Below are 22,676 nucleotides of genomic sequence, written 5' to 3'. Positions count from 1 at the left end.
TTACTCCCCTTCTGCTGCTGCGGCGCTACCGCGAACGTTATCGCGCCGGGGCGACGAACCGACCACCACCGCTACGGTCGTCCCGCTCGGCTGTCGCGGCCTGATCTCCAACCGGCCTCGGATACGTTCCGCTCTCTCGGCCATGATCGCAAGACCATAGTGCCCGTCCGAGCGCTGGTCACCTATGCCGTGACCGTCATCCGACACTTCGATCTGCGCGTACGGCGGATCCACCTCGCAGGTGACCCAGAGATTGGACGCTCCGGCGTGCTTGCGCGCGTTGGTGACCGCCTCCTGGGCGATGCGCAGCAGCTCCGCCTCGGTGGCGGCGGGCAGCCGCGCGGTGGACTCGTCCAGCGACAGGTGCACCCGCAGCCCGCCGGAGGCACCGACGGTCCGGGCGTACTCGGCGATGGCGGCGGCCAGGCCACCGTGCCGGTCCACCTCGCTGCGCAGCTCGAACAGGCTCAGTCGCAGCTCGGTGATCACCCGGGTGACCTCCTGGCGCAGCGTCCGCAGCGCGTCGGCGGTCTCCTCGGCGTCGTCGTGCACGGTGGCCAGGGCGTTGTCGATGCCGTAGCCGACCATCACGAGTTCCTGCGCCACCCCGTCGTGGATCTCCCGGGCCAGTCGCTGCCGTTCCTCGTTGGTGGCCAGCGAGCGGACCTCGTCGAAGAGCAGCGCCGCTTCCAGGCGCAGCGCCGCCGGTCCGGTCAGCGCGGTCACCTGGGACACCACCGTCGGCGGGTACGCCTGCCCGGCATCGGCCTCCAACACCACCAGCCCGACCGTACGCAGCCCGGCGACCAGCGGCACGATCAGCGCGGAGACGTCGTTGCCCCGGTGCGTGCGGGACTGCGAACGGGCCGCGGTCTGCGGCTGCTGGCTGGCCCAGGCGTCGGCGATGGCCGAGTCGGCGTCGAGCGTCGTCTCCCAGTCGACCCGGTCGGCGCCGATCTGGGCGAGCACCACCAGCCGCCCGCCGCCGCTGGCGGAGAGCACCGCACCCCGGTCGGTGCGGGCCACCGTGCGCAACTCCTCCAGCAGGTGCTCGGAGATGCCGCCCGGGTCGAGGGTCGCCCCGGGCAACTGCCGGGCCACCGTACGGAGCTGGGTGAGCAGGCGGGTCGCCTCGGCGTACGGCTGCGGTTTGCCCTCCTGCCGGACCTGCATCACCCGGTGCAGGGTGCTGGCCGCGTACAGGCCGAGGGCGGCCAGGATCAGCCACTGGGCGCAGACCGCCAGGTAACCGGGCTGGCTGAGTTGGCGTACCCCGCCGACCTCGGTCAGTGCCCCGGCGACCAGCAGGGTCCCGGCGACGACGGCGATCAGCGTGGCGCCCTCGCGGAAACGTCGGCGCAGCGCGGTCACGGTGACCGGCACGGCCAGGTAGGGCAGTACCGCCGAGGCACCCAGCCCGCCGACGTGACCGCCGACGGTGGCGACCGCGGCGACCTGGCTCGCGGCCAGACCGAGCACCATCACCTCGGCCACCCGGCTCAGCGGCCCGACCAGGCGGTGCTGGGGCGCCAGCAGTGCGGGCACCCCGGCGACCGCGAGCAGGGCGATCCACCACAGTTGTGCCACGTCGCGGGTGGCGAGCAGGGTGAGGACGGCGACCAGCGCGAGTACGACCACCCGCGCCGCCGCGGCGAGCGGGTGGGAGCGGGCCAGGGCCGATGTCGAGGCGGGCACGTGACGGATCGTAGTCAGGCGCCGTAGATGTCGGCGATCTCCGCCGCGTACGTCTTGTGGACGACCTGACGCTTGACCTTCATCGACGGGGTCAACTCGCCGGTGGCCTCGGTGAAGTCGCGGGGCAGGATCCGGAACACCTTGATCGCCTCGGCCTTGGAGACCGACTGGTTGGCCTTGTCCACCGCGGCCTGGATCTCCGCCCGCAACGCCTCGTTCTCGCGCAGCGACTCGACGTCGGTCCCGGCCGGCAGCCCGGTCGACTCCAGCCAGGCCGGCAGGGCCTCCTCGTCGAGGGTGACCAGCGCGGCGATGAACGGCTGCCGGTCGCCCACCACCAGGCACTGGCTGACCAGGCGGTGCGCCCGGACCTGGTCCTCCAGCACGGCCGGGGCGACGTTCTTGCCGCCGGCCGTCACGATGATCTCCTTCTTCCGGCCGGTGATGGTCAGGTAGCCGTCGCCGTCGAGCGAGCCGAGGTCACCGGTGTGGAACCAGCCGTCGGCGCTGATCGCCTCGGCGGTGGCCGCGTCGTTGTGCCAGTACCCCTGGAACACCAGGTCACCGGCGATGAGGACCTCGCCGTCGTCGGCGATCCGGATGGTCACGCCGGGCAGCGGGCGTCCGACGGTGCCGATGCGGGTGAAGTCCGGCAGGTTCGCCGAGGCGGCGGGGGAGGTCTCGGTCAGGCCGTACCCCTCGCAGACGGTGACCCCGACGCCCCGGAAGAAGTGCCCCAGGCGTGCGCCGAGCGGCGCGCCGCCGGAGATCGCGTCCCGACACCGGCCGCCCAGCGCGGCCCGCAGCTTGGCGTAGACCAGCCGGTCGAAGAGCGCGTGCTGCACGCGCAGGCCCAGGCCCGGTCCGGACGAGGTCTCCAGCGCCTCGCTGTACGCGATGGCGACCGCCTCGGCCCGCGCGAAGATCTTGCCCTTGCCGGCGGCCTCGGCCTTCTGCTTCGCGCCGTTGTAGACCTTCTCGAAGACCCGGGGCACGGAGAGCACGAAGGTCGGCTTGACCTCCTGCAACTCGGCGACCAGGTGCTTGGGGTCGGCGCAGTGCGCCATGGTCACCCGGGCGTGCACCACGCCGATCTGGATGAGCCGGGCGAAGGAGTGCGCCAGCGGCAGGAACAGCAGGGTCGACGCGTTCGGGCGGAACAGGTTCGGCAGCACCGGGACGGCGTTGGCGATGTCGGCGTACATGTTGCGGTGGGTCAGCACGCAGCCCTTGGGCCGTCCGGTGGTGCCGCTGGTGTAGATGATGGTGGCGACGTCCGAGGAGCGCAGGGCGGCGCGTCGCTGGTCGATCTCGGTCGGTTCCACCGCCGCGCCCGCGGCGACGAGGTCGTCCACGCCGCCGAGGTCGATCTGCCAGAGGTGGGCCAGGTCGGGCAGGTCGTCGCGGACCCCGGCCACCAGGGTGGCGTGCGCGGTCGTCTCCACCACGACGCCGACCGCACCGGAGTCGGCCAGGATCCAGGCGGCCTGCTCGGCGCTGGAGGTCTCGTAGATCGGCACGGTGACCGCGCCGGCCGCCCAGATCGCGTAGTCGACCAGGGTCCACTCGTACCGCGTCCGGCTCATCAGCGCGACCCGGTCACCGGGCTGGACCCCGGCCGCGACCAGGCCCCGGGCCACCGCCACCACCTCGTCGCGGAACTGCCGGCAGGTCACGTCGACCCACCCGCCGGAGGCGTCGCGCCGGACGAACTGGACCGAGTCGGGTGCGGCTTGGGCGTTGCCCCAGACCGGGTCGGTGAGGTTGGCGGAATCGCCGACCGTGACGATCGGCGGGACGGAGAACTCGCGCACCTGCACTCCCTCGTGCTCGCTGGCCGGATCTGCCGCCCGAGCGGCTGGAGTGAAACCTACCGTCTGGCCGGCGTACGAGCACATCGCAGGTGGGGCGGCGCGGCGCGGGGCCCAGCACGGACGGGTAGCCTCCCCCCATGGCGGACTCCTCCACCCAGTCGATCACCATCGGCGCGCCACCGGACCGGGTGGTGGCGGTGATCTGTGACTTTCCGAGCTATCCCGAGTGGGCCGAGGCGGTGCGGCAGGCCGAGGTCGTCGAGGAGTACGAGGACGGCTATGCCAGCCAGGTCCGGTTCGTCCTCGACGCCGGGGTGATGGCCGACGAGTACGTGCTCGAGTACGGCTACTCCGAGGACCTGTCGCACATCGAGTGGCACCTGGTGGCCCCCTCGAAGATGCAGAAGTCCCAGCGCGGCTCGTACGACCTGGTCGCCGCCGCCGACGGGGGCACCACCGTGACGTACACGCTGGAGGTGGAACTCGCGGTCGGGATGCTCGGGATGTTCCGCCGCAAGGCCGAGAAGATGATCATGGACGCAGCGTTGAAGCAGCTCAAGCGCCGGGTAGAAACACTCGGTGCGGCGCAGTGACGCGTCCGGCGACCCGGTCGCCACGGTAGAGGAGCCCAGCATGGGTGCGACAGATCCGGGTACGGCCCGGGAAGAGGCGGAGCGGCTGGTCGCCACTCTGCTGGCCGGCGTACGGCTGGCCGCCGCCGATCCCGGCGCCGGGCCCCTCGGCCCGCTCGGTGGGATGGTGACAGGTGTCCTCGGTCACAAGGGCGCCCCCGGCGGCCGGGGCGGCCACCCCGAATCCACCGGCGCCGGTTTCGCCACCGGTGCCGCAGAATGCTGTGTCTGTCCGGTCTGTCGAGGTATCGCCGCGTTGCGCGACCCGAGTCCGGAGTTCGCCGAACGACTCGCCACCGGTGCCGGCGACCTCGCCGCCGGTCTGGCCAGCTTCCTGCGGGCCTTCACCCCGGCCGAACCGCACGCCGACCCCACCGCCCCGCCCCGGTCCGATCCCGGCCACGCCGGGGCCCCGTCCGCCTCCTCGGCACCCACCGCCGGCCCGTCCACGCCCAGCGGGCGCAGCCCGGACAGCGACCACGTGTGGCGCGAGGCCACCCGTACCGGGCATGATTCTCAGCCGGCACCGGAGCGGGACGTCTGGTCCGCCGCCACCCGGGCGGAGGACGACGCCGCACCGGTCGCCACGCCCGTCGACGCCGCCGGGCCGGTCGGGCCGACCGCACGCCGCACGCCGGGCGACCGCCCGGTGGTGCCCGCCTCGCGGGTGCCCGACGGCGCGCCCGCGCCGGCTGACGAGCCCGCAGCGGAGGCGGAGGCCGTGCCCGGCGGACCGCAGGGCGAGCCAGGCGACGGGGCCTGACCAGGGAGGACCCGTACCACCGGCGAGGGCAGGTGCGCGGGGCGGCACAGCAGAGGGGAGTGGCGGCGGTGACGCTGACCATCGGAGTCGACGTCGGTGGCACGAAGGTGGCCGGCGGTGTCGTCGACGACACCGGCAGGGTTCTCGTGCAGACCCGACGGGACACCCCCGCCGACGACGTCGGCAAGACGCGGGACGTCATCATCGAACTGGTCACCGAGCTCGCCTCCGGACACGAGATCCAGGCGGTCGGCATCGGCGCGGCGGGCTGGATCGACGCCGGCCGTTCGACCGTCCTGTTCGCCCCCAACCTGGCCTGGCGCGACGAGCCGCTGCGCGCGTACGTCAGCGCCGCCGTCGGGCTGCCGGTGATCGTCGAGAACGACGGGAACGTGGCCGCCTGGGCCGAGTTCCGCTACGGCGCCGCCCGACAGGCCGACGACTCGATGGTCATGTTCACCATCGGCACCGGGGTCGGCGGCGGCATCGTGCTCGGTGGTGAGCTGGTCCGGGGCGCCAACGGCATCGCCGCCGAACTCGGGCACATGCTCACCGTGCCGGACGGCCACCAGTGCGGCTGCGGGCGGCTGGGCTGCATCGAGCAGTACGCCAGCGGCAGCGCCCTGGTCCGCTTCGCCCGTGCCGCCGCCCGGCAGGAGCCGCACCGCGCCACCGCGTTGCTGGAACTCGCCGACGGCGAGGCCGAGGCGATCACCGGCCCGATGGTGACCGCCGCGGCCAAGGGCGGTGACCCGGTGTCCGCCGAGGCGTTCGCCCAGGTCGGGCGCTGGCTCGGCACCAGCCTGGCGGACATGGCGCAGATCCTCGACCCGCAGGTTCTGGTCGTCGGCGGTGGCGTCATCGACGCCGGTGACCTGCTGATGGGCCCGACCCGGCGCTCGTTCACCGATGCGCTGGCGCAGCGCAGCCGGTTGCCGGTGGCCGACATCCGCCCCGCCGAACTGGGCAACTCCGCCGGCGTCATCGGCGCGGCCGACCTCGCCCGACGGATCTGAGATGAGCACTCCCGACGTGCCGCTGCGCGTCGTGTCGTACAACGTGCACGGCCAGCGCGACGACACCGCCGCGCTGGCCGAGGTGGTCCGCACCACGGCACCGGACGTGGTGGTGGTCCAGGAGGGCCCGCGTCGATTCCGGTGGCGGGAGAAGTCCGCCGCGCTGGCCGAGTCGTTCGGCCTGGTGGTCGCCGCCGGTGGACTGCCCGCCCTGGGCAACCTGGTCCTCACCGACCTGCGGGTACGGGTGACCGACGCCCGGTGCCGGCGGTTCCCGCTCACCCCCGGGCGGCACCTGCGCGGCGCCGCGTTCGCCGACTGCGTGGTGGGCCGGTCCGCCCGGTTCACCGTGGCCGGCTCGCACCTGTCCACCGACCCGACCGAGCGGCCCGGCCAGGCGGAGCTGTTCCGGCGGGACCTGACCGCCGCGCCGTACCCGGTGATCGCCGCCGCCGACCTCAACGAGGAGCCGGGCGACCCGGCGTGGCGGACCGTCGCGGAGGGGCTGACCGACACGGCGGTGGCCGCGGACCGCGCCGACCGGCTCACCTACTCCTGCGCGAACCCCCGGCGGCGCATCGACGCCCTCTTCGTCGACCCCCGGATCACCGTGGTCGACTACGACGTGCTGGACACCCCGCTGACCCGCCGCGCCAGCGATCATTTTCCGATCCTGGTCGACCTGCTGATACCCGCCGCCGACTGACGGTTGGCGCTCCGGCGGGCTGGACAACCCGCTCCGTAGTGGAGAGGATTTCGCGCGACCCGGCACCCGTGCGGAGACGAAGGAGACCCCGGTGCCCACCCCCACCGAGCACCACGGTCGGTCCGAACCGGAGACGACCCCCCTCGCCCGCAGCCGTGACGGTAGTCCGGTCTCCGACCGTGGCGACACCGTCTGCGTCATCGGCGCGGGCGCCAGCGGCCTGACCGCCGTCAAGAACCTCGCCGAGCACGGCTTCGGTGTCGACTGCTACGAACGCGAGACGGGCATCGGCGGTGCCTGGAACTGGCGGCACGACCGCAGCCCGGTGTACGCCAGCACGCACCTGATCTCGTCGCGACCGTTCACCCAGTTCCCCGACTTCCCGATGCCCGACGACTGGCCCGACTACCCGCACCACAGCCAGGTGCTGTCCTACTTCGAGCGGTACGCCGACCACTTCGACCTGCGCCGGCACATCTGGTTCGGCACCGAGGTGGTGCGGGTCGAGCCGGTCGGCGACGACCGCTGGGACGTCACCACGCGCAGCACCGGCGGGTACGGTCCGGAGCGCACCTCCCGGTACGCCGCCGTGGTGATCGCCAACGGACACAACTGGTCGCCGAAGCTGCCCCGCTACGAGGGACTGGAACAGTTCCGGGGCGAGGTGATGCACGCCTCGTCCTACAAGGACCCGGCCCAGTTGCGGGGAAAACGGGTGCTGGTGGTGGGCGCCGGCAACACCGGGTGCGACATCGCGGTGGAGGCCGCGCAACAGGCGGCACGCTGCTGGCACTCCACCCGTCGGGGCTACTGGTACGCCCCGAAGTACGTCTTCGGTCGCCCCGCCGACCAGGTCAACGACACGCTGCTGGCGTTGCGGGTGCCGCTGCGCGTACGGCAGTGGCTCTATCACCGTACGCTGCGGCTGACCGTCGGCGACCTGACCCGTTTCGGCCTGCCCCGGCCCGACCACCGGGTGTACGAGACGCACCCCATCGCCAACAGCCAGCTCGTCTACTACGTCGGCCACGGCGCGATCACGCCGGTGCCGGACGTGACCCGGTTCCACGCGCACTCGGTGGAGCTGACCGACGGCCGGCAGATCGACCCGGAGGTGGTCGTCTTCGCCACCGGCTACCTTCCGCGCTTCGAGTTCCTGGACGCGGGTGTCCTCGGCGACGACGAGGGGGTGGGCCGTCCCCGGTTGTGGCTGCACGCCTTCGTGCCGGAGCATCCGACCCTCGCGGTGACCGGGCTGGTCCAACCGGACTCCGGGTTGTTCACGCTGTCGCACTGGCAGGCGGTGCTCTTCGCCCGGCTGCTGCGGCTGCGGACCACCCGGCCGGACCGGGCGACGGCGTTCGCCGCACGGGTCCGGGCCGGTGCCGGTGAACGCTACTCGGGTCAGGTCAAGGACTCGACCCGGCACTGGTTCGAGGTCGGCCACGCCGACTACCTGCGTGTGCTGGAACGCGCGCTGCGCGACCTGGAGGCCAAGTGAGCGTGAGTGAGCGGAGTGAGCGAGCCATCGGGCTCAGTGCGGGGGTGCCTCGCGCCGCCGGGGAGCGAAGCGAGGCGGCGTCGTGAGTGACCGGGTGCGGGTGATGCGGGCGTGGGAGTGGGCGAGGCCGGTCCGTCCGGTGCGCCGCGAGGTGCTCAGCGCCACGCCCGAGCTGGAGGAGGGGCGGCCACCGCTGCTGTTCGTGCCCGGCTTCGGGCACGGTGCCTGGGTGTACGCCGAACACTGGCTCGGGCACGCCGCCGCGCGGGGTTTCCCCGCGTACGCGGTGAGCCTGCGCGGGCACGGCGGCAGTGGTGCGGCGCCGGACGCGACGCTGCGCGCGTACGCCCACGACGTGGTGCAGGTGGCGGCGGGCCTGCCGCGTCAGGCGGTGCTGGTGGGGCACGGCGCCGGGGCCCTGGTGGTCGCACACGCCCTGGCCCGGTATCCGGCCCGGGCAGCGGTGCTGGTGGCGCCGGTCCTCGGCGGATGGGCGACGTTCGGTGCGGCGCTGCGGCGCAATCCGCTCGGCACGCTGCCGGCGGTCTTCGGCGGCGGACTGCGCCTGAACCGCCGCCAGTTGTTCAGCGGTGAGCTGCCCGAGGCGGACGCGCGCCGCCACACCGGCCGGTTGGGGCGGGCGGCCCGGCGGGCGCAGTGGCGGCTGCTGACCGGGGCCGAGCCGGAGCCACCGGTGGGCCGTCCGCCGATGTTGGTGCTGGGCAGTCCGGACGACCGGGTGGTGCCGCCGTCGGCGCTGACCGGGGCGGCCCGCCGCTACGACTCGGCACCGCTGCTCTTTCCCGGCATGGGGCACGACCTGATGCTCGACGCGCGGTGGCAGGAGCCGATCGACGCGATCCTGGACTGGCTGGACAAGGGCCCGGCGCGCGACGTCCGTCCCTGAACACGCGACCGTGCGGCCCGGACCGGTCCGCGCGGGCCGGGCCGGGCCGGCTCAGCCGCTGGTGAGGTGGGTGACCAGGTCGCCGCTCTGGTCCAGGGTGGAGAGGTAGGACCGGGCCCAGGCCCGGATGTCGTGCTGGTGCAGGTGCTCGCGCATGGCCCGCATCCGGGTCCGGACGTCCGCCGGGTCGGCCCGCAGCGCCGCGAGCAGGCCCTGCTTGAGCCCCTCCAGGTCGTGCGGGTTCACCAGGTACGCCTGCGGAAGCTCGGCCGCTGCTCCGGCGAACTCGCTGAGCAGCAGCGCGCCCGCGTCGTCCACCCGGGCGGCGACGTACTCCTTGGCGACCAGGTTCATCCCGTCCCGCAGCGGGGTCACCGCCATCACGTCGGCGACCCGGTAGAGCGCGGCCAGTTCGGCCCGGTCGAACGGCTGGGTCAGGTAGTGGATCGCCGGCTCGCCGACCCGGCCGAACTCGCCGTTGATCCGGCCGACCTCGCGTTCGACCCGGTCGCGGAGGATCTGGTACTGGCCGACCCGCTCCCGGCTGGGCACCGCGACCTGCACCAGCACGGTGTCGCGGACCTTGACGTGGCCACCGGCCAGCAACTCGCTGTACGCCTTGAGTCGCTGCTCGATGCCCTTGGTGTAGTCCATCCGGTCGACGCTGAGGATCACGTGGTCCGGGCCGCCGAGGTCCTGTCGCAGCCGCCGCGCCCGCTCCGCCACGGTCGGTCGACCGGCCAGCGCGGCCATCTCGGCGGTGTCGATGGAGACCGGGAACGCGCCGATGCGCACGACCCGGTCCTCGACCGCGATGCGCCGGTCGGTGGCCGGCAGGCCCAGCACCTTGGAGACCAGTTGGGCGAAGTTGTGCGCGGCCTGGGCCCGCTGGAAGCCGACCAGGTCGGCGCCGAGCATGCCGTGCAGCAGCTCGGCACGGCGGGGGAGCTGCATGAACAGCTCCGGCGGCGGGAACGGCACGTGTAGGAAGAAGCCGATGCGCAGGTCGGGCCGGAGCGTGCGGAGCAGCCCCGGCACCAGTTGCAGGTGGTAGTCCTGCACCCAGACCACCGCGCCGGTCTCGGCGACCTCGGCGGTGGCCTCCGCGAACCGCTGGTTGACCCGCTGGTACGCGTCCCACCAGCGCCGGTGGTGCTCCGGCTGCTCGACCGCGTCGTGGTAGATCGGCCAGAGCGTCGCGTTGGCGAACCCCTCGTAGTGGTCGCGTAGGTCCTCGCCGCTGAGCGGCACGGCGTGCATCCGCACTCCGTCGACGTCCGGCAGGCTGGGCGCGGGACCGGTCCCGCCCGCCCAGCCGACCCAGGTCGCCGGGGTGTGTCGTAGCAACGGGTGTAGCGCACTCACCAGCCCGCCTGGGCTGCGGCGCCACTCACAGGCGCCGTCGAGCGCCACGTTGTCGTCGATGGGGAGGCGGTTGGCCACCACCACGAGAGAACTCTGTCGCATCTCGGGCATTCCGATCAGCAGGGGAGTGACCGCCACGAGAAAGGAACAACCGGGCAGTCGGCGGGTGACGTGACGTACTGCGGTATTCCTACTGACAGTAAGTTACACCACTGTTACGTCCCCTGGCGTGGGCGGTCCGCGTCCCGGTATCCGGGCGGCTACCGTACGCGGTGGGCGACGATCGGCTCAGACCACCGCGCCGTCGTCCGGCCCCCGGTCCTCGGCGTCGCCGGGCCGCAGCCGCCAGACCAGCGTGACGAACCCGGCCAGGATGCCGGTGAAGCCGAGCAGCGTCACGATGCTCGGGTCGGCGGGGAGCAGGTCCGGGAAGAGGAACAACACGAAGCCGAGCACCACGGCGAGGACGCCCGCCATGGCGTACTTCGACACCCGGGGCAGGGGTGGGGGCGGCGGCGGGACGTACCGTTCGTCGTCGTCGGGGTTGTCCGGCAGGTCCGCACCGAAGGTGTCCAGGCCCTCCAGCAGCGACGGGCCGTCGCCGTCGCGGGGACCGCGTCCCACCGAGACGCCGGAGACGTCGGCGGCGTAGGGCAACCGGCGTACGTCGGTGGCGGTCGGGCCGGTCGGCTCCTCGGGCGTCGGCCGGGGGGTGGTGATCGTGCTGCTGCCGCCGTCGGCCTGGTCGTCGACGTTCTCCGCGGCGGGCCACGGGCGGTCCCCGCTGCCGGGCGAGTCGTGGAAGCCGGCGACGATGCGTTCCCACTCGGCGTCGATGTCCGGTTCCTCGGCGCGGGGCGGGCCGGACTCGTCGGCGAGCTGACTGAGATAGTCCCGAGCGGTGCTCAGGTGCGAGCGGTCGACGTAGAGCCGGTCGACCGGCCGGGCCGGGACCGTGGTGGTGCGGGTGACCGGGTTCAGGTCGGCGGAGGGTTGCAGATAGGCGGCGATGCCGCCGGCGGCCAGCACGTCGAGCAGGTGCTCACCGACGCGCGGGTCCACGTCGCCGGCGATGGCGTACTCGCTGGCGTCGAGCCCGTTGTCCCGCCGTCCCCGGCGGGCCCCACCCGCTGACACCGGACCATCCTCCTCATCGCGCCGCCGGCGCGCCCCGCGTCCAGCCCCTCGGCGCGCCCCCGCACGCCGTGCTCTGAATCGTGACACGTCCGGGGTCGGTTCGGGGAGTGCCTTGTGGCGTGGGGTACGAAGTCGGTGTCCGTGCCGCTGGTCGTGGCCGTGCCTCTATGTCCGTTCTTGCTCGGAGCGTGCCAGGGGACACGGCCGCGACCACGCTCCGCCGGTGGGCGGGTCGGCCCGCTCGGACGTTGTGGCGGACGGTGGAGCTTCGTAGGCTTCCTGCCACGCGGCCGTGCCGTCGCGACGACCGCCTCGCGAAAGGACGCCGGTGCTGTACTGGCTCTTGAAGTACGTGTTCCTCGGCCCGCTGTTGAGAGTCGTCTTCCGGCCGCAGGTGGAGGGCCTGCACCACGTACCGGCGACCGGCCCGGTGATCCTGGCCAGCAACCACCTCTCCTTCTCCGACTCGATCTTCACACCGCTGATCGTGCCGCGGAAGGTCACCTTCGTGGCCAAGGCCGAGTACTTCACCGGCACGGGCCTCAAGGGCCGGCTGACGAAGATGTTCTTCGTCGGCACCGGCACCATCCCGGTCGACCGCTCCGGCGGCCAGGCCGCCCGCGCCGCGCTGGACACCCAGCTCACTGTGCTGCGCGCCGGTGGCATCGCGGGCATCTACCCGGAGGGCACCCGGTCACCCGACGGGCGGCTCTACCGGGGCAAGACCGGCGTGGCCCGGCTGGCGCTGGAGAGCGGCGCGCCGGTGGTGCCGGTGGTGATGCTCAACCTGGACGAGATCCAGCCGCCGGGCACGATCGTCCCGAAGCTCGCGCGGGTGCGGATCCGCTTCGGCCCGCCGCTGGACTTCTCCCGGTACGCCGGCATGTCCGGTGACCGCTTCGTCGAGCGCGCCGTCACCGACGAGATCATGTACGAGCTGATGGAGCTCTCCGGCCGCGAGTACGTCGACGTGTACGCGCAGAAGCTCAAGACCGCGCCCACCCCCGCACCGGCCGCCCCGGTCGCCGCCTGAGTCGACCCCGGGGCGACGGTCAGGAGGCCAGCGTCCGGGCGCCCGACCCCGCCGGGTGGGCCAGGCGGAGCAGACCGGGCGCGCCGTTGCGGTGCGCGAACGCGCGTACCTCGGTCAGCGGCCCGCTGCTCGCCGCCGGGTCGTCCGCCGAGGCCAGCTCCCGCACCGCGAACGTCAGCGCCAACATCCGGTCGGTCACGTCGGGGATCCCGGCGTAGATCTCGGCGGCGGCCAGGTGCAACTCGGCCGCGCGCCGATGGTCGCCGTCGGCACCGGCCAGTGCGCCGGTCACGGTCCGCAACGCCGCCTCCGACCAGGGCGTACGGTGCCCCACCTGATCCAGCATGGCGCGGACCCGGGCCGCCGGCTTGCGTCCGGCCAGGGTGGCCGCCCAGCCGACGGCGGCGATCCACTCGCCGCTGGCCAGCGCGGGCACCGTCGTCCACGCCTCGGCCAACTCGTCGACGAGCGCGGCGGCCTCCTCGGTGCGCTCCTGCAACGCCCGGCACAGCGCGGCCATCGCCACCATCGTCCAGTGCAGCCGGTGGAAGCCGCTGCGCCGGGCGGTCTCCAGCGCGGCGGCCACGTCGTCGCCGGGCGTCTGCGCGTCCGTCGTCTGCCGGGGTGGCCCGGCGGCCGGCGGCACCGGCTGGCCCCGCAGCACCAGCAGGCAGGAACGCAGTCCGCGTACCTGCATGTCCCAACTGCCGGTGGGGGTGTCGACGAAGGCCTCGGCGGCGGTGAGCAGGCGCGGGAAGTCCCCCTCGAACCAGGCCCGCATCGCCTCGCCCGAGTAGCTGGTGGTCAGCGTCTGCCCGCTGGCGGTGCGGGCCGGTGCCGCCGAGAGCAGCGCGTCCGAGCGCAGCCAGTCGCCCTCCTCACGGACCGCGTACGCGAGGTTCTGGGTGGCCCGGGGCAGCGCCAGGAGCTGACCGGCCCGGCTGAACTCGACCAGGGCGTGCAACTCGTCCAGGCCGGCCCGGTCACCGGCCTGGTACCGGGCGGTGGCCGCGGTGATCCGCGCGTTGGTGCGGATCTCGGCCAACCCGAGCCGCTCGCCGATCTCGGCGGCGGTGGCCGCCGCCGCCACCGCCGGATCGCGCTCGTAGTTGAGCATGTGCAGCCGACCCAGCTCGGCGAAGGCGTCGGCCTTCTGGGCGCTGTCCGGCAGCGGCTCGAACAGCCGGACCGCCCGGTCCAGGCAGACCAGCGCCGCCGGCCGGTCGGCCCGCAGCCAGGCCGCCTGGCCGAGCAGCGTCCAGGCCCGCGCCGCGCACGCCTCGTCGCCGCAGGCCAGCAACCGGTCGGCAAGCGTCTGCACCTGCTCCGGCCCGCCGCCGGAGAGGAACGCGTTGCCGTCCCGGTAGAACGAGATCTCGGTGCTGAGCAGCTCCAGTTGCAGCCGGCCCACCGGATCGGAGTCGTCGGCGAGACCGAGTGCGCGGGCCGCGTGGCTGGCGGCGGCGTCCAACCCGTGCAACGCGTACGCCCGGCGGGCCGCCCGGTGCAGCGCGGCCCGGGCCGGACCGGCGTAGCGGCGGGTCTCCAGGTCCAGTGACCGGGCGATCTCGTGCGCCGCCCAGCGGTGGTGGGCCAGCACCTCGGCCAGGTCGGTGTCCCGGCTCTGCGACAGCGTGTCCAGCCAGTCGGCCGTCCGGTCGTGCCGGGCCACCCGCTCGGTACGCGGCAGCCGCTGATAGCACACGTCGCGGACCAGTACGTGCCGGAAGCGGTACTCCGGCTGGCCGGCCATCGTGGACGCGGCCTGCTCGTGCACGAAGTCACGCTGCTCCAACCGGCGCAACGCGCGCTCGACCGCCTCCACCGGCTGCCCGACGGCGGCGGCCACCGCGCCGGGCCAGAACTGCACGCCGACCACGGCCGCGGCCAGCAGCACCGCCCGGTCCTTCGGGTCGAGCAGGTCCACCCGGTTGGCGATGACCGCGTGCACGCTCTCCGGCATCGGCAGGTCCAGGTGCTTCTCCAGCGACCAGCCGCGCCCCGACTGCCGCAACGCGCCCTGCTCGATCAGCATCCGGACGTACTCGTGCGCGTAGAGCGGGTTGCCGCCGGCCACCTCGATCAGCGGGGTGAGCAGGTCGGCCGAGAAGGCGGCCTGACCGAACATGTGCGCGTACAACGCGGCGATGCCGGTGTCCCGCAGCGGCGGCAGGGTGATGGTCACCGAGCCGGTGATCGTCCCGGCCCAGCTCGGGTCGCGGTCGACCAGCTCGGGACGGGCGGTGCAGAGCAGCAGCAGCGGCACGTCCCGGGCCGCCGCGCCGAGCAGTTCCACGAAGCGCAGCATGGCGTCGTCGGCCCAGTGCAGGTCCTCGAAGACCAGCACGGTCGGTCGGCGCGTGGCCAGGGCCAGCAGGAACCGCCGCCAGGCCGACTCGGCCTCCTCGGCCGGCAGCGGCGTACCGGCCAGCCCGACCAGCGGGCGCAGCGCGTCGGCGACCCGGTCGCGTTCGCCGGGGCCGACCAGTTCGGCGACCGCCCCGGTGAGCCGCTGCGCCGCGCTGGTGGCCGGATCGGTGTCCAGGATGCCCGCCTCGGCCTTGACGATGTCAGCCAGCGCGGCGAACGTGACGTTCTCCCCGAACGGCGGGCAGCGCCCGATCCGCCAGGTCAACGGCTCGTCCACCAGCCGGCCGGTGTGCCGGTGCAGTTCGCGTACCAGCCGGCTCTTGCCGATCCCGGCCCGGCCGAAGACGGTGACCACCTGCGGGCGGCGGTCGCGCAGGCTGCGGTGCAGCGCGTTGACCAGCATGCCCAGCTCGTGCTCGCGGTCGATCAGCGGCGTGGTGTCCGGCTCCCGGTCGGTGGCCTGCTGGCGTACCGCGGACAGCGCCAGCCACACCTCCGTCGGCGCGGACCGGCCGCGCAGGGTGACCGGCGGCTGCTCGTCGTAGCGGATGGTGTCCCGGGTGAGCGCGTGCGTGGTGCCGTCCACCAGCACCCCGCCGGGCGGGGCCACCGACTGCAACCGGGAGGCGGTGTTCACCACGTCGCCGGCCACGATCGCCTGTCCGCCGTCGCGGGCCGCGGCCACGTCCACCAGCGCCTCGCCGGTCGCCACGCCGACCCGGAAGCGCAGCCCGTCGGTGCCGGTGGGGGTGAAGCGGGTCAGCACCCGTTGCAGCTCCAGACCGGCGCGGACGCAGCGCAGCGCGTCGGTCTCGGTGGCCACCGGCGCGCCGAACAACGCCATCACCGCGTCGCCGATGTACTTCTCCACCACCCCGCCGTACTGCCCGACCACCCGGCGGGCGGCGGAGAAGAAGCCGGTCTGCATGCCCCGGACCAGCTCCGGGTCGGCCCGTTCGACGTACGGCGTGAAGTCGATCAGGTCGACGAAGAGGACGCTGACCCGACGTCGGTCCTCCTGGGGGATCGCCGCGTGACGGTCGCTGCCGGCCCGGGGCGTGCCACAGGAGGTGCAGAAGGCCACGTCGGCGGCGAGCGGGTTCAGGCAGTGCGGGCAGACGGCGCCGAGCTCCGCACCGCAGCCACCGCAGAAGCGGTCGCCGTCGGCGGCGGTGCGTCCACAGCGATCACACTGTGCGGCGATGACACCCTCCACTGGCGAGCCCCCGACGCCCGGGGGCGCAGGTCCGAGTATTGCTGCCCGGCGGATTGTCGGGTACCGGGCTGTTGGCTTGTGGACACTCCTCCGGGCGGTCCGACGTGTACCGAACGGCTAGATTCAGGCAGCCGATTCGTTGACACGCTGATCAGGGGGACAGCCTCATGGTGTACGTCATGTTGAAGAGTGACTGGACCGACGGTAACGGAGTCACCCACCCCGCCGGTGACTCGGTGGACGTGGACGCCGCCACGCTCGCGCTCCTGCAGGCCCAGGGCATCGTCGGTGAGGTGCCGGGCTCGGGCAAGGACGGCACCGACTGGGCCGGTCCGGGCGGTACGGACTGGGCCGGCCCGGGCAGCACCAAGCCCTGACCTGGACGGTACGCGGGCGGGGCCGGGGACGATCGTCCCCGGCCCCGCCCGTTCGTCGTGCCCGTTCGTCGCGGTGGGTCAGCGGTCGCTCATGCCCGCCCGGCGACGCAGGGCCGGTACGTCGGTGACGACGATCCGCCGCCCCTCGGTCCGCAGCCAACCCCGGTTGGCGAACGACCCGATCGCCTGGTTGACGCTCTGTCGCGAGCCGCCGGCCATCTCGGCGAGCTGGCTCTGGTTCAGCTCGATGGTGATCATCGGGGCCTGACTCTCCCCGGCGAGCCGGACCAGCGTCTTGGCGACCCGACCCGGCAGGTCGAGGAAGACGTGGTCGGCGTTCTGCTCGGTGAGCCGACGGATCAGCGCGCCCAGTGAACGCATCACCGCGTCCAGGATCCGCGGGTTGGAGTGCACCAGCTCCATGAAGGCGCCCCGGGACAGGGCCAGGGCGGTGCAGTCCTCGATCGCCTCCGCCGAGGCGGACCTCGTGGAGGCGTCCAGCAACGAGACCTCACCGAGGACGTCCGGCGGTCGGATCACCGACAGCACGGCCCGTTCGCCGGTCGGCGCGGTGCGGAACACGGCCACGGCACCCCGCCGCAGCACGATCAGTGACTCGCCGGGGTCGTTCTCCACGAACAGCAACTGACCCTTGCGGTACGTCCGGGGCACGGCCGCGGCGATGACCCGCTGACGCACCTCCGGCTCCAGCCCGGCGAACATCTCCACACCCGTGAGCGCGTCGCCCGGCTCCGGCAGGCGCATCTCCACGGCCCCACCCCTCCCCGGTAAAGGACCCAACTCGCTCACCGGGTGAGCCTGGCGGCCCCTGACGAGGTGGTCTGACACCCGTACGGCGTCCGGCAGCGGTAACACATCAGATCATGACGGTCCGGTCGCTTGCTGTACACCCCTCAAATCACTTCCGTGACAGCTTCGAGCTGCGAGCTCTCCCAATCCGGACGATTGGAAACGCTCCCGGGGTGGGTGACCCGGCCGATCGGGCCCGGCGGGCGTCGGCGAGGATGGCGGGGATGGCCTACCGCTACTTCTACGACTGCGAATTCATCGAGGACGGCCGGACCGTCGAGCTGGTCTCGATCGGCGTCGTCGACGAGTACGACCGCGAGTTCTACGCGGTCTCCACCGAGTTCGACGCCGCCCGCGCCGTGCCCTGGGTACGCCGCAACGTGCTGGACAAGCTGCCGTCCCCGGCCGACCGGGCGTGGCGGTCGCGGGAACGCATCCGCGACGAGCTGTACGACTTCCTGGTCGAGCCGATCCGTGACCGGCCCGGCGAGGAGTTGGAGCTGTGGGCCTGGTACGCCGCGTACGACCACGTCGCGTTGGCGCAGCTCTGGGGTGCCATGCCGGCGTTGCCCCGGGAGATCCCGCGCTACACCAAGGAACTGCGCCAGCTCTGGGAGGAGCGGGGGCGGCCCCGGCTGCCCAACGCCGACGCGGCCCGGCACGACGCCCTGGTCGACGCCCGGCACAACCTGGCCCGGTGGCGGGCGATCACCGGGTCGTGACGCTGGTGTCCGCCCGGTGCGGCGATCGGTGGTTTGGTCCGTTCCGTCCCGGGCATCGGTGTGGCCAACGGTGCCGAGGCGAGGGAGCGTGACGAGGTGTTGACCGTCCGGGACGCCCGGCGCCGGATCACCGAGTTGATCAGGGCGGCCGGTGTCTGCACCCTCACCACGACCTCCCTCGACGGCCGGTTGGTCGGCCGTCCGATGACCCTGCAACGCGCGGACTTCGACGGTGAGTTGTGGTTCTTCGCCTACGCCGGGTCGTCGACCGTGCGCCAGTTGCGGGTCAACGCGGAGGTCGAGGTGGGCGTGCACGACCCGGACGGTCAGGTCTGGGGGGCGATGTCCGGTACCGCCCGGGACGACTACGACCCGGCGCGGGCGCAACGGCTGTGGCACCCCGGGTTGGCCGCGTGGTTCCCCGACGGGCCGGCGACCAGCGGATTGACGTTGGTCGCGGTGCACGTCACCGCGGCCCGGTGCTGGGACGCCCGGGACGGCCGCACGGTGGGCCTGCTGGGGCAGGGTGGCACCGCGCCGGGTGGCGGTCCGACGTCGGGCGAGGACGACGGCTACTGACTGGTAACCGGGGCGCGGTGTGAGGTGGGCCGGTGCGGCGACTACAGTTCGGAGGGACGGCCCGCCCCGGGCCGGCAACGGTGCCGAGGTCTGACCTGACACGTATCCTGGGGCTTGATCGGGCTTGACCGAATTGCTCCCAGGAGGATGAGCGGATCATGCGTATCGGCGTGCTCACCGGCGGCGGCGACTGCCCGGGTCTCAACGCGGTCATCCGGGCGGTGGTCCGTAAGGGCGTCGCCAGCTACGGCCATGAGTTCGTAGGGTTCCGGGACGGCTGGAAGGGCCCGCTGGAGGGTCTGTCCCGTCCGCTCGGCATCGCGGAGGTCCGGGGGATCCTGCCGCGCGGCGGCACCATCCTCGGCTCCTCGCGGACCAACCCCTTCAAGATCGAGAACGGCGTCGAGCGGATCAAGGAGAACCTGGCCGCGCAGGGCGTCGACGCGCTGATCGCCATCGGCGGCGAGGACACCCTCGGTGTCGCCACCAAGCTGCACGAGCTGGATGTCAAGGTCATCGGCGTGCCGAAGACCATCGACAACGACCTCGGCGCCACCGACTACACCTTCGGCTTCGACACCGCGGTGAACATCGCGATGGAGGCGATCGACCGGCTGCACACCACCGCCGAGAGCCACCACCGCACCCTGGTCGTCGAGGTGATGGGCCGGCACGCCGGCTGGATCGCCCTGCACGCCGGCCTGGCCGGTGGCGCCAACGTGATCCTGCTGCCCGAGCGGCAGTTCGACGTCGAGCAGGTCGCCGGCTACGTCGAGAAGCGCTTCCAGCACCAGTACGCCCCGATCGTCGTGGTCGCCGAGGGCGCCCAGCCGCTGGAGGGCCAGATGGTCCTGCAGAACCAGGAGCTGGACTCGTTCGGTCACGTCCGGCTCGGCGGCATCGGCCAGTGGCTGGCCGAGCAGTTGGAGGCCAAGACCGGCAAGGAGGCGCGCACCGTCGTGCTCGGGCACATCCAGCGCGGTGGCACGCCGACCGCGTTCGACCGGGTGCTCGCCACCCGGCTCGGCCTGCAGGCGATCGACGCCGTGCACGAAGGCGACTGGGGCAAGATGGTCGCGATGCAGAGCACGGACATCGTCCGCGTCCCGCTCGCCGACGCCACCCGCGAGCTGAAGACCGTGCCGCTGGAGCGGTACGCCGAGGCCGAGGTCTTCTTCGGTAGCTGATCGTCGTCCCGAGGCCGAGGCGGGCCACCCGGCCCGCCTCGGCCTCGGCACCCGAAGGGGGTACGTCAGGTGTCAGCCGGGGTGCACACCGTCGCGGTGATCGGCGCGGGCAAGATCGGCGAGCTGATGCTCTCCGGCCTGCTGCGGTCCGGCTGGCCGGTGGACCGGCTGCTGGCCACCGCCCGACGGCCGGCCCGCGCCGAGGAGATCGCCGCCCGCTACGGCGTCCGGGTGGTGGACAACCTGACCGCCGTCGACGAGGCCGACGTGCTCGCCGTCTCGGTCAAGCCACAGGACGCCGCCGCCCTGCTGGACGAGATCGGGCCCAAGGTGCCCGCCGACAAGCTGGTCATCTCGCTCTGCGCGGGCCTGCCCAGCAGCTTCTTCAGCCGCCGGCTGTCCGAGGGCACCCCGGTGGTCCGGGTGATGACCAACACCCCGGCCCTGGTCGACCAGGCGATGACCGCCATCTCCGCCGGGGCACACGCCACCGGCACGCACCTGGCGCTGGCCGAGGAGATGTTCAAGCCGCTCGGCGCGACGATCCGGGTTCCCGAGACCCAGCAGGACGCGGTCACCGCGCTCTCCGGCTCCGGCCCGGCGTACTTCTATCTGCTGGTCGAGGCGATGACCGACGCCGGCATCCTGCTCGGCCTGCCCCGGCAGGTGGCGCACGACCTGATCGTGCAGACCGCGATCGGCTCGGCGGTGATGCTGCGCGACTCCGGCGAACACCCGGTGAAGCTGCGCGAGGCGGTCACCTCGCCCGCCGGAACCACCATCTCCGCCGTACGCGAGCTGGAGAACCACGGCGTACGCGCGGCGTTGCTGGCCGCCCTGGAGGCGGCCCGCGACCGGGCCCGCGAGCTGGCCGCCCAGGCCGAGTGAGCGGCGACGCCGGTACGCGCTGACGCCGACCCGGCGGCGCGGGTCCCGGCGGGCTCCGGCCGGTGCCGGGCGTGCCGCATACTGTCGCGGTGTTCACACTCGCCCAGGCCCGACACCTGGTGGCCACCCTGCACCCCCGCATCGACGAGCTGATCCGGGTCCGGGCCGACCTGGCCGAGTTGCAGATCGACCTGGCCACCCACGGGCTGAGCGCGCTCGGCGGCCGACCCGAGGTGAAGGCCCTGGAGGCCCGGCTGCACGCCATCCTCGACGAGCTGCGTCAACCCGGCATCGAGGTCAAGAGCCTGGCACCGATCCTGCTCGACTTCCCCGGCGAGCGCGACGGCCGCCAGGTGCTCTGGTGCTGGCTGGAAGGCGACAGCGACGTGCGCTGGTACCACCGCGCCGACTGCGGCTTCGCCGGCCGCCGCCCGCTCTGAGGCGCCGGTGCGGCCGAGGCGACCGACGACGGGAGACCGCTGATGTTCGCACTGGCCCTGACCGAGGACGCGCAACTGCGCCCGCTGAATCCGTGGCAGGCCGAGGAGTTCCTGGCCAACCTGGACCGGGCCCGGGAACACATCTCGCCCTGGGTGGGGCCGTCCTTCGTGGCGACCGACCTGGACGGGGCGCGGCACGTGTTGCAGCGGTACGCCGACCGGTGGGCCCGGGACGGCGGCGGGATCTGGGGGATCTGGCTCGGCGACCGGCTGGTCGGTGGGGTGCTGCTGGTGTCGTTCGACGCGGCGACCGGGGTCTGTGAGGCAGGCTGCTGGCTGGAACCGACGGCCGAGGGGCGTGGCCTGGTGACCCGCGCGGTAGAGCGGATCATCGACTGGGCGCTCGTCGAGCGCGGCCTGCACCGGGTCGAATGGCGCACCAACGCCGGCAACGTCCGCAGCATCGCGGTGGCCCGTCGGCTCGGGATGCGGCGTGACGGCGTACTCCGGGAGGTGTTGTCCCGCCCGGACGGGCGGGTCGACCTGGAGGTCTGGTCGGTGCTGGCGCCGGAGTGGCGGGCCCGCCGCGCGGGCGCGGCGGCTGGCGACGGATGAACCTGGAGTCGGGACCGGCACCCGTGCCGTGTCGGGGAGGGCTGACGGGTCAGCCGGCCTCGGCCAGGGCCGCGCGTACCTTGTCGGCGTCGCCGGGGGCCTCCTGCTGCCAGTTGGCCGGATCGGCGGAATAGACCGTGCCGTAGGCCGGGGTGTCCGGCTGGAACCGCCAGCTCTCGGCAAGGCTGCCGGCGTCCACCGCGTCGTAGCCGATGCGGTCGAGGAACGCGGTGACCACGGCCTTGGCCTCGGCGTCGTCACCGGCGATCGGCAGCGCGCTGCGGTCGGCCGCGCCGCTCGGCCGGGCCAGGGAGGACAGGTGCCTGAAGTGGATGTTGTTGAACGCCTTCACCACGCGCGCCTCGGGCAGGTGACGTTGCAGCAGCTCGCTGCTGGTGGCAGTGCCCTCGTCCAGTTCGGGGAACCGACCGTCGCGCTGCGGGTAGTAGTTGTTGGTGTCGACGACGACCTTGCCGGCCAGCGGCGCGACCGGCACCGCCCGGTACGCCTTGAACGGGATGGTGACCACCACCAGGTCGCCCGCCTCGGCGGCGGCGTCGGCGGTGCCCGCGCTGGCGCCCGAGCCCAACTCGTCGACCAGGTCGGCGAGCGTCTCCGGCCCGCGCGAGTTGCTCACCACCACCTCGTACCCGGCGGCCACCGCCAGGCGTGCCACGGTGCTGCCGATGTGTCCGCTCCCGATCAACCCCACGACCGACACGCCAGATCCTCCCGCCACACGCCGACCCGTCACGTCCGAACCTACCCCCGCCTCCGGCCACCGACCCGGGGTTCTCGCCGGATCCGGTCCACCCCGCCGATCATGGACTTGTGGTGCGCCCCAACGGGACTTATGGGTCATAAAACCCGCCACAACTCCATGATCGCCGGGGCTGGGTGTGT

21 protein-coding genes are annotated in these 22,676 nt (G+C 73.1%); 14 read left to right on the top strand and 7 right to left on the bottom strand.

Features of this window, described 5'->3' with window-relative positions; all coding sequences use genetic code 11:
* Positions 1-1,695 carry a histidine kinase gene (locus ACQVFL_RS22525; protein WP_431727534.1) on the bottom strand — a complete coding sequence of 565 codons (1,695 nt, stop codon included), beginning with the start codon at positions 1,693-1,695 and terminating at the stop codon, positions 1-3.
* Between the two features lie 14 nt (positions 1,696-1,709).
* On the bottom strand, positions 1,710-3,509 hold the full coding sequence (locus ACQVFL_RS22520; RefSeq protein ID WP_431727533.1) for an AMP-dependent synthetase/ligase: 1,800 nt from the start codon (positions 3,507-3,509) through the stop codon (positions 1,710-1,712).
* A 137-nt stretch (positions 3,510-3,646) separates the two neighbouring features.
* Here ACQVFL_RS22520 and ACQVFL_RS22515 point away from each other — a divergent pair, with 137 nt between their 5' ends.
* The 6 genes from ACQVFL_RS22515 to ACQVFL_RS22490 all read left to right on the top strand — a co-directional run bounded on the left by ACQVFL_RS22515 (position 3,647) and on the right by ACQVFL_RS22490 (position 9,034).
* Positions 3,647-4,102 (top strand): SRPBCC family protein, encoded by a 456-nt coding sequence (locus tag ACQVFL_RS22515; protein WP_396693141.1) that lies wholly within the window; start codon positions 3,647-3,649, stop codon positions 4,100-4,102.
* A gap of 40 nt (positions 4,103-4,142) precedes the next feature.
* Positions 4,143-4,904, top strand: coding sequence for a hypothetical protein (locus tag ACQVFL_RS22510; RefSeq protein ID WP_396693139.1), 762 nt, complete (start codon positions 4,143-4,145; stop codon positions 4,902-4,904).
* A gap of 68 nt (positions 4,905-4,972) precedes the next feature.
* Positions 4,973-5,920, top strand: a complete 948-nt coding sequence (locus tag ACQVFL_RS22505) for an ROK family glucokinase (RefSeq protein ID WP_396693137.1) — start codon at positions 4,973-4,975, stop codon at positions 5,918-5,920.
* 1 nt (position 5,921) lies between these two features.
* Positions 5,922-6,626: an endonuclease/exonuclease/phosphatase family protein gene (locus ACQVFL_RS22500; protein ID WP_396693135.1), complete on the top strand. Its 705-nt coding sequence runs from the start codon at positions 5,922-5,924 to the stop codon at positions 6,624-6,626.
* A gap of 91 nt (positions 6,627-6,717) precedes the next feature.
* Complete coding sequence (locus ACQVFL_RS22495; protein ID WP_431727532.1) at positions 6,718-8,127, top strand: flavin-containing monooxygenase; 1,410 nt, start codon at positions 6,718-6,720, stop codon at positions 8,125-8,127.
* Between the two features lie 103 nt (positions 8,128-8,230).
* The gene (locus ACQVFL_RS22490; RefSeq protein WP_396693520.1) at positions 8,231-9,034 is read left to right on the top strand and encodes an alpha/beta hydrolase; all 804 of its coding nucleotides are present in this window, start codon (positions 8,231-8,233) and stop codon (positions 9,032-9,034) included.
* A gap of 51 nt (positions 9,035-9,085) precedes the next feature.
* On the opposite strand, the gene ACQVFL_RS22485 is transcribed toward ACQVFL_RS22490, so the two are convergent.
* Positions 9,086-10,501, bottom strand: coding sequence for a trehalose-6-phosphate synthase (locus tag ACQVFL_RS22485; protein ID WP_396693131.1), 1,416 nt, complete (start codon positions 10,499-10,501; stop codon positions 9,086-9,088).
* Between the two features lie 186 nt (positions 10,502-10,687).
* Positions 10,688-11,536, bottom strand: coding sequence for a DUF308 domain-containing protein (locus ACQVFL_RS22480; RefSeq protein WP_396693129.1), 849 nt, complete (start codon positions 11,534-11,536; stop codon positions 10,688-10,690).
* Between the two features lie 328 nt (positions 11,537-11,864).
* Here ACQVFL_RS22480 and ACQVFL_RS22475 point away from each other — a divergent pair, with 328 nt between their 5' ends.
* Positions 11,865-12,569, top strand: a complete 705-nt coding sequence (locus ACQVFL_RS22475; RefSeq protein WP_396693127.1) for a lysophospholipid acyltransferase family protein — start codon at positions 11,865-11,867, stop codon at positions 12,567-12,569.
* 19 nt (positions 12,570-12,588) lie between these two features.
* Here ACQVFL_RS22475 and ACQVFL_RS22470 read toward each other — a convergent pair whose 3' ends face one another.
* A complete protein-coding gene (locus tag ACQVFL_RS22470) occupies positions 12,589-16,155 on the bottom strand; it encodes an ATP-binding protein (protein WP_396693125.1) in 3,567 nt (1,188 codons plus the stop codon).
* Between the two features lie 179 nt (positions 16,156-16,334).
* Here ACQVFL_RS22470 and ACQVFL_RS22465 point away from each other — a divergent pair, with 179 nt between their 5' ends.
* Positions 16,335-16,532 (top strand): hypothetical protein, encoded by a 198-nt coding sequence (locus tag ACQVFL_RS22465; protein WP_236146062.1) that lies wholly within the window; start codon positions 16,335-16,337, stop codon positions 16,530-16,532.
* Positions 16,533-16,610: 78 nt separating this feature from the next.
* Here ACQVFL_RS22465 and ACQVFL_RS22460 read toward each other — a convergent pair whose 3' ends face one another.
* Positions 16,611-17,303 (bottom strand): Crp/Fnr family transcriptional regulator, encoded by a 693-nt coding sequence (locus ACQVFL_RS22460; protein WP_013735136.1) that lies wholly within the window; start codon positions 17,301-17,303, stop codon positions 16,611-16,613.
* Positions 17,304-17,566: 263 nt separating this feature from the next.
* Here ACQVFL_RS22460 and ACQVFL_RS22455 point away from each other — a divergent pair, with 263 nt between their 5' ends.
* The 6 genes from ACQVFL_RS22455 (at position 17,567) to ACQVFL_RS22430 (ending at position 21,773) form a co-directional block, all read left to right on the top strand.
* Positions 17,567-18,064 (top strand): polyadenylate-specific 3'-exoribonuclease AS, encoded by a 498-nt coding sequence (locus ACQVFL_RS22455; RefSeq protein WP_396693123.1) that lies wholly within the window; start codon positions 17,567-17,569, stop codon positions 18,062-18,064.
* A 33-nt stretch (positions 18,065-18,097) separates the two neighbouring features.
* Positions 18,098-18,643, top strand: coding sequence for a pyridoxamine 5'-phosphate oxidase family protein (locus ACQVFL_RS22450; protein WP_431727531.1), 546 nt, complete (start codon positions 18,098-18,100; stop codon positions 18,641-18,643).
* 158 nt (positions 18,644-18,801) lie between these two features.
* Positions 18,802-19,830 carry a 6-phosphofructokinase gene (locus ACQVFL_RS22445; protein WP_117228420.1) on the top strand — a complete coding sequence of 343 codons (1,029 nt, stop codon included), beginning with the start codon at positions 18,802-18,804 and terminating at the stop codon, positions 19,828-19,830.
* Positions 19,831-19,899: 69 nt separating this feature from the next.
* Positions 19,900-20,718 (top strand): pyrroline-5-carboxylate reductase, encoded by an 819-nt coding sequence (gene proC, locus ACQVFL_RS22440; protein ID WP_396693118.1) that lies wholly within the window; start codon positions 19,900-19,902, stop codon positions 20,716-20,718.
* A gap of 89 nt (positions 20,719-20,807) precedes the next feature.
* Positions 20,808-21,158: a DUF2203 domain-containing protein gene (locus ACQVFL_RS22435; protein WP_396693116.1), complete on the top strand. Its 351-nt coding sequence runs from the start codon at positions 20,808-20,810 to the stop codon at positions 21,156-21,158.
* 42 nt (positions 21,159-21,200) lie between these two features.
* Positions 21,201-21,773 (top strand): GNAT family N-acetyltransferase, encoded by a 573-nt coding sequence (locus ACQVFL_RS22430; RefSeq protein WP_396693114.1) that lies wholly within the window; start codon positions 21,201-21,203, stop codon positions 21,771-21,773.
* Between the two features lie 49 nt (positions 21,774-21,822).
* On the opposite strand, the gene ACQVFL_RS22425 is transcribed toward ACQVFL_RS22430, so the two are convergent.
* Positions 21,823-22,494 (bottom strand): NADPH-dependent F420 reductase, encoded by a 672-nt coding sequence (locus tag ACQVFL_RS22425; RefSeq protein ID WP_396693113.1) that lies wholly within the window; start codon positions 22,492-22,494, stop codon positions 21,823-21,825.
* Between the last annotated feature and the right edge of the window lie 182 nt (positions 22,495-22,676).

The organism is Verrucosispora sp. TAA-831 (assembly GCF_050780145.1).
In the GTDB taxonomy this organism is placed as follows: domain Bacteria; phylum Actinomycetota; class Actinomycetes; order Mycobacteriales; family Micromonosporaceae; genus Micromonospora.
Note: the sequence above shows the minus strand (reverse complement) of the source record. Positions and strands in the feature narration are given on the sequence as shown.

What these genes read in the sequence shown, in the direction of transcription:
- ACQVFL_RS22485 (WP_396693131.1), bottom strand. Translation starts at nt 10,501, where the DNA reads ATGCGACAGAGTTCTCTCGTGGTGGTGGCCAACCGCCTCCCCATCGAC.
- ACQVFL_RS22430 (WP_396693114.1), top strand. Translation starts at nt 21,201, where the DNA reads ATGTTCGCACTGGCCCTGACCGAGGACGCGCAACTGCGCCCGCTGAAT.
- ACQVFL_RS22500 (WP_396693135.1), top strand. Translation starts at nt 5,922, where the DNA reads ATGAGCACTCCCGACGTGCCGCTGCGCGTCGTGTCGTACAACGTGCAC.
- ACQVFL_RS22515 (WP_396693141.1), top strand. Translation starts at nt 3,647, where the DNA reads ATGGCGGACTCCTCCACCCAGTCGATCACCATCGGCGCGCCACCGGAC.
- ACQVFL_RS22490 (WP_396693520.1), top strand. Translation starts at nt 8,231, where the DNA reads ATGCGGGCGTGGGAGTGGGCGAGGCCGGTCCGTCCGGTGCGCCGCGAG.
- ACQVFL_RS22510 (WP_396693139.1), top strand. Translation starts at nt 4,143, where the DNA reads ATGGGTGCGACAGATCCGGGTACGGCCCGGGAAGAGGCGGAGCGGCTG.
- ACQVFL_RS22465 (WP_236146062.1), top strand. Translation starts at nt 16,335, where the DNA reads ATGTTGAAGAGTGACTGGACCGACGGTAACGGAGTCACCCACCCCGCC.
- ACQVFL_RS22455 (WP_396693123.1), top strand. Translation starts at nt 17,567, where the DNA reads ATGGCCTACCGCTACTTCTACGACTGCGAATTCATCGAGGACGGCCGG.
- ACQVFL_RS22445 (WP_117228420.1), top strand. Translation starts at nt 18,802, where the DNA reads ATGCGTATCGGCGTGCTCACCGGCGGCGGCGACTGCCCGGGTCTCAAC.